The following is a 3,541-nucleotide window of genomic DNA, read 5'->3' as shown; positions in this document are numbered from 1 at the left end:
CCGTGTGAAATCGAACGTCAATATACGAGGTATAAGCAGCATGAATTTGTCTGGGCATAACCTTGCGCTGCTCGTGTCACTGAGCGCGATGCTGGAGGAGGGCAACATCACCCGTGCAGCAAAACGCGTGCATGTGAGCCAGCCGGCGTTGTCTGCACAGCTCTCCAGGTTACGCGAGTTGTTCAATGACCAGTTGCTGATTCCGGCGCAGTCGGGCCGTGGCATGGTGCTGACACCGCTGGCCGCACATTTACGTGAGCCTTTACGGCGTGCCCTGCAGATACTCGAAGACACCGTCAGCCAACCGCCGGGTTTTGACCCAGCATCGGCAGACTGCACATTTACCCTCTGCTCGAATGACAACGCCGCGGCAATTGTGGCCCCACGACTTGTGCAACTGACACGCAAGGCCGGTTTCAACGGAATTCGATTTGCCTTTCGTACTGTGGATTTCAAGCGGCTTCCCGGCCAGTTGGAAAGCGGCGAAATAGACATTGCGCTAACCTCGCGCGACACGGTGCCAGATGCGTCCCAGGCACTGCTGGTAGAGGAGACCTTCTGCATGGCACAGCGTAAGGATCACCCGCGCGGCGCCGGTCCAGTCCCGCTGGAGGAGTACGTCGATCTGGAACATGTAATCGTTTCCGGGCAAGGCGGTGGTTTTCGCAGCGGAGTCGATGACCTTCTGGCCCACCGTAGCCTGACACGCAGGGTCGGTGTGTCGGTGCAGTCTTACAGCTTGGTGCCATTGATTTTGCAAAATAGCGACCTGGTGTGCACGTTGCCGGCGCGTTTTTTTAACCGATACAAAAATGTGCTCGATACCTACGCGCTGCCTTTCGAGACAGATAGCTTCAGCCTATATGCTGCCTGGCATACACGCTTTGACCGGGACCCCTGTCACCGATGGCTGCGGGAACAGTTACGCGCTTGCCTGTGAGTTGGAGAACGCGCATGTAATCATTGAGCTATTTCCGAGATCGTCGATTAATGCTCCGTTTTGTTTACTCGGGCGATGCTTATGAACCAATAGGAAGAAGAAACTCATCCAACGGCCAGGCGCCTTGCATGACGAAACATAAGGTCTCGCCTGTGTGCCGCGTACTCATTGCCAGAACAAGCTTCCCATAACGGCTCGTAGAGTGCTCGTAATCTTTGCTTTTTCACAGGCTTTTCAGTGACGCTGTTAAACGTGGGAGTTTTGCGGGAAATTTGATCTGGCACCTCGTCGGGGGCGGGGATGTTCGTCTGGTAAACTCACGTTGTGGGAACAAGTGTGCACCATAGGAAAGAAAAGCTCTGAAAAGAAAAGTAAACACCTTTTGTCATACGGTAGGTATGAGGCATCCAAATGACCGAAGAAATATCTCTGTTAAACTGCGATACGCTTGAAGACTGCCCCCTGATTGCTTTCGTGAATCAACTGTTTGGGATGTGGGCGCTCCCGATTTTTTACCGTTTGGTCGTCATCGCCGGCCTTATACGCTTCGGAGATTTGCAACAAGTAGCAATCCCGATCGCTAAAAGAATTGACCAAGCTACTGCAGATATCGGGAACGCTGGGGCTAGTGCGTCGAGCAGTGCGTCGGAAAGTTTCACCTCATATGGAGCACGAAGCAGCCTCGGTTGCATGGGAGCTAATCGATGCCTTGGGAAGCTCTGAATAAAGGCTGAACGGCTAAGATCGGGCGTTTATAGGGCCATTGAAATTATGAACCATTTTCCTATATTGGAAAGAGCATAAAGCTCTCTAAAGGCTTTGTTCTGTTGGAAACAATTCTATGTTATATACGAGTTACCCCGCCCAGCTGTTTTTGTTTTATGCGATGGTTTACGCCAAATGAATTTGACACGACACAACCTAGCGTTCCTTACCTCTCTGAGTGTCTTGCTCGAGGAGAGGAACGTTACTCGAGCGGCTGTGAAGCTGCACTTGACGCAATCAGCATTATCCGCGCAGCTCTCTAGGTTGCGTGATCTATTTGACGATCCTTTACTCATTCCATCGCAATCCGGAAAAGGTATGGTACTCACCGCACGTGCAGAGCATTTGCGCTTGCCACTGCGTCAAGCGTTGCAGGCGTTGGAAGTAGTCGTAGGCGATGTGCCCACATTTGATCCAGCCAAATCTGAACGGACGTTCGTGATTGCCTGCAACGATAACGCCGCTGCGATCATCACTCCTCGACTGCTGCCGCTATTGCACGCGGCTAGCCCTGTCGGAATTCGAGTTTCAATACGAGCAATCGAGCCGATCCACCTTCCGGCTCTATTGGAAAGGGGCGAGATTGATATTGCGTTGGGCTCACTCAGTATCGTAGGTGGCATGTCCCACGAACTGTTGCTAGAGGAGGACTGCAAAATGGCCCAGCGGATTGACCATCCCCGTGGGATAGAGCCTCCTACATTGGATGAGTACCTCAATTTAGAGCACGTAGTTGTTTCGGGCGCCGTGAATAGTCTCTACGGATTTATTGACAAAATACTCGCTAAAAAAGGATATGCGCGTCGTGTCGGTATCTCTGTTCCGTATTACAGTATCGTCCCACTGTTGCTCCAAAGCTCAGATCTCGTATGCGTTCTTCCATCGCGCTTTCTAAGTCGCTACGAACATTCGCTCACTGCCCTACCGTTGCCCTTAGAGGTTCAGAACTTCAGACTTTATTCCGTATGGCATCCAAGATTAGATAAAGATCTGGCCCACACTTGGTTACGCCGTCAGCTTAGACTCAGCGCTCTTTCCTGACGTCTGGCCAAGCGACTTGAGCGCTGTGAAGCTTGTAGCGCAGCCACCGCATTTTGAATCCTTACAGTGCGCCAAAGGAGATTGTTGTTAATAGATAGTTATATCGTTCATACCACGTATGTGAATAATTGATTTCAAAAATCGAAATAGTGTGAGTAGGATGCCATTGGTTCCAACTGACGAAATATGGCCTATGATTAAGATCACATTTGCTTGCAAGCAACATTACATCGTCTTTTCCTTGGCGCTGGCATTGGCATCCATCTCTGCTTCGCCTACGGCAGATGCTGTCCCACCGTACGTTAAGGCACTGCTTAGTTTTCACCGAGTGACACTTGGGGGTACTGAGGTCGCTGCACGGAGTTGCGGTAGGACTGGCGGATCGTTTGACATTTCGCTGAGTGAGCCGGCCGCATGGAAAACAGCAGCGCTGCCAAACGCAGCCTGCGGCGTACCTATAGAAGCAACGACGAGCGTGTATCCCGTTAGGCTGATCCTATTTAATACCAAAATCGGAGCGTTTTCTGAACCTAAAGGGAGCAAGTTGGTTATAGAACTTGAGGCTATTGGCTATGGCGATCTGATTTGTACGGATGGTGCGCCATTCACCTTTCAATCGGGGGCCATCGGTTTTGATGCTGAGAGGAGGAAAATATCCAACTTTGAATACACCATTTCTAGCTAAGTAGCCAAGAAGGATATTCCCTTTGGAGCGGCACGCAGCTCGTCCCTCTGCCTATGAAACCTGCGCTCACAGGCCAAGTCGCTATCTGGGGAGCGCCTGAATTATTCTTG

General features: G+C 51.2%; 3 protein-coding genes. All 3 read left to right on the top strand.

Annotated elements, in window-relative coordinates; translation table 11 throughout:
- Nucleotides 1-940, top strand: a 940-nt coding sequence (locus ACFFAR_RS28140; protein WP_375508902.1) for a LysR family transcriptional regulator, incomplete at its 5' end; no start/stop codon positions are given.
- A 900-nt stretch (nucleotides 941-1,840) separates the two neighbouring features.
- A complete protein-coding gene (locus ACFFAR_RS28135; protein WP_375508901.1) occupies nucleotides 1,841-2,746 on the top strand; it encodes a LysR family transcriptional regulator in 906 nt (301 codons plus the stop codon).
- Nucleotides 2,747-2,939: 193 nt separating this feature from the next.
- The gene (locus ACFFAR_RS28130; protein ID WP_375508900.1) at nucleotides 2,940-3,431 is read left to right on the top strand and encodes a hypothetical protein; all 492 of its coding nucleotides are present in this window, start codon (nucleotides 2,940-2,942) and stop codon (nucleotides 3,429-3,431) included.
- Nucleotides 3,432-3,541 lie beyond the last annotated feature (110 nt).

The sequence above is a fragment of the uncultured Caballeronia sp. genome, assembly GCF_964243625.1.
Taxonomy (GTDB): Bacteria; Pseudomonadota; Gammaproteobacteria; order Burkholderiales; family Burkholderiaceae; genus Caballeronia.
The sequence above is the reverse complement of the archived record's forward strand: the minus strand, read 5'-3'. Positions and strand labels throughout refer to the sequence as shown.

Excerpts from the sequence above, each read along its gene's own strand:
- ACFFAR_RS28130 (WP_375508900.1), top strand. The coding sequence starts at position 2,940 with ATGATTAAGATCACATTTGCTTGCAAGCAACATTACATCGTCTTTTCC.
- ACFFAR_RS28135 (WP_375508901.1), top strand. The coding sequence starts at position 1,841 with ATGAATTTGACACGACACAACCTAGCGTTCCTTACCTCTCTGAGTGTC.